The organism is Gordonia sp. (in: high G+C Gram-positive bacteria), assembly GCF_049299075.1.
Lineage (GTDB): Bacteria > Actinomycetota > Actinomycetes > Mycobacteriales > Mycobacteriaceae > Gordonia.
Window position 1 is genome coordinate 1 of the sequence record NZ_JBAQWU010000271.1, and the last position, 2,190, is coordinate 2,190.

Sequence of the window (2,190 nt, forward strand, 5' to 3'; positions counted from 1 at the left end):
GTCATGAACCTGCCCTACATCAAGGCAGTGAGAATCGCCCAGGTGACGAAGGCACCCGGCAGCAGTGAATCGAGACGGTCCATGAGACCACCGTGGCCGGGCAGCAGCGTGCCCATGTCCTTGATGCCGAGATCACGCTTGACTTGCGACTCGATCAGGTCGCCACAGGTACCGACGATCACCAGCACCGGTCCCAGGACCAGGCCCACCCACCAGTGGGTGTGCAGCAACCAGTGGGCACAGCACACCGCGGCGATGGTCGAGAAGAGCAGCGAACCGCCCAGACCCTCCCACGACTTCTTCGGGCTAATCGCCGGCACCATCGGGTGTTTGCCAAACAGGACGCCAGCCGTGTAGCCGCCGACGTCCGAGCAGATCAACACGATCAGGAAGGTGAAGACCCGGTAGCGTCCGCCGTCGGGGTCGTCACCGACACCCTGCTGCACCATGTCAACGGCGAAGACACCCATCAGCGGGATCCAGGTGAGCACCAGCAACGAGAGCGCCGCATCTCGGGTGAACTCCTGCGGCGCCGCCGACAGCCCCTGGGCAAACAACTTCCACACCAGGATCACCAGCGCCGTGGCGGCGAACGCAACCAACGCACCGGTCGGACCCCACGGCCACGTTGACCAGATGATGGCCTGGCCGCCGATCAGCAGCGGGATCAGCGCGACCTGCTGACCGCCCTCGCGCAACCGCTTGGCCACCTCATAGGTAGCCACCGCCAGAGCCACCGCGACGATCGCGAACCACACCCGCGGCACGTAGGCGAGCACGCCGATGAGCATGACGCCCAACGCCAGCCCGACCCCGATCGCGGCGGGGAGGTCGCGCCCGGCCCTGGACGCCTTCGGCTGTGAATCGGTGGTCATACTTCGAGGAGCTCGGCTTCCTTGTGCTTCACCACGTCGTCGATCTGCTCGGTGTACCCGTGCGTGGTCTTGTCGAGGTCCTTCTCGGCCGCCCGCACCTCGTCCTGGCCGGCTTCGCCGTCCTTTTCGATGCGCTTGAGCTCGTCGACGGCCTTACGGCGGACGTTGCGCACCGCGATCTTGGCGTCTTCACCCTTGCCGCGCGCCTGCTTACCCAAGTCACGGCGACGTTCCTCGGTGAGCTGCGGAATCGCCACCCGGATCACGTTGCCGTCATTAGTCGGATTCACGCCGAGGTCGGAGTTACGGATCGACGTCTCGATGTCGCCCATCGTGGACGGCTCATACGGCTTGATGACGATCATCCGCGGCTCCGGGGCATTGATGCTCGAGACCTGAGTGATCGGCGTCAGCGCGCCGTAGTACTCGATCATGATTCGGTTGAACATCGCCGGATTGGCGCGGCCGGTGCGGATGGACTGCATGTCCTCGCGCAGATGCGCGACGGCCTTCTCCATCTTCTCCTCGGCGTCGAAGAGGGTCTCGTCGATCATCGAAAGTCCTATCGGTCAGGGTGGGTGGTGAGCGCAGTCAGGAAGCGACCAGCGTACCGATCGGCTCCCCCGCGACAGCGCGGGCGATATTTCCCCGTTGGAGAAGATTGAACACCAGAATCGGCATGTTGTTGTCCATGCATAGCGAGAACGCGGTCGCGTCGGCCACCTTGAGTTCCTTCTCCAACACTGCGCGGTGGGTGATCTCGCGGAACAACGTGGCGTCGGGGTTAGTGCGCGGGTCGTCGGAATAGACGCCGTCGACGGCCTTCGCCATCAACACGGCCTCGGCTTTGATCTCCAGGGCGCGCTGCGCGGCGGTCGTATCGGTGGAGAAGTACGGCATACCCATTCCGGCCCCGAAGATCACCACGCGACCCTTCTCCAGGTGCCGGACCGCGCGCAGCGGAATGTACGGTTCGGCAACCTGCCCCATAGTGATCGCCGTTTGGACGCGGGTGTCGATGCCGCGCTTCTCCAGAAAATCTTGCAGCGCAAGGCAATTCATTACGGTGCCGAGCATGCCCATGTAGTCCGAGCGCGACCGGTCCAGGCCACGCTGCTGCAGCTCGGCGCCACGGAAGAAGTTGCCGCCACCGATCACGATGCCGACCTGCACACCGCTGGCGACCACCTCGGCGATCTGGTCGGCGACCGTACCGAGCACATCGGGATCGAGGCCGACAGATCCGCCACCGAACATCTCGCCGCCCAGCTTCAGCATCACCCTGCGGAAGCCTTCGCGTCGCTGCGGTGTCTGC

At 64.5% G+C, this 2,190-nt stretch carries 3 protein-coding genes; all 3 read right to left on the bottom strand.

The window, feature by feature from the left end:
• Positions 1-14: 14 nt before the first annotated feature.
• Entirely contained in the window at positions 15-875 is an 861-nt protein-coding gene (locus WAW85_RS08395; protein ID WP_422559163.1) for a phosphatidate cytidylyltransferase, read from the bottom strand.
• A complete protein-coding gene (gene frr, locus WAW85_RS08400) occupies positions 872-1,429 on the bottom strand; it encodes a ribosome recycling factor (RefSeq protein WP_422559164.1) in 558 nt (185 codons plus the stop codon). The genes WAW85_RS08395 and frr overlap by 4 nt, the downstream gene beginning before the upstream one ends.
• 37 nt (positions 1,430-1,466) lie before the next feature.
• A partial coding sequence (gene pyrH / locus WAW85_RS08405) for a UMP kinase (RefSeq protein ID WP_422559165.1) occupies positions 1,467-2,190 on the bottom strand: 724 nt, incomplete at its 5' end.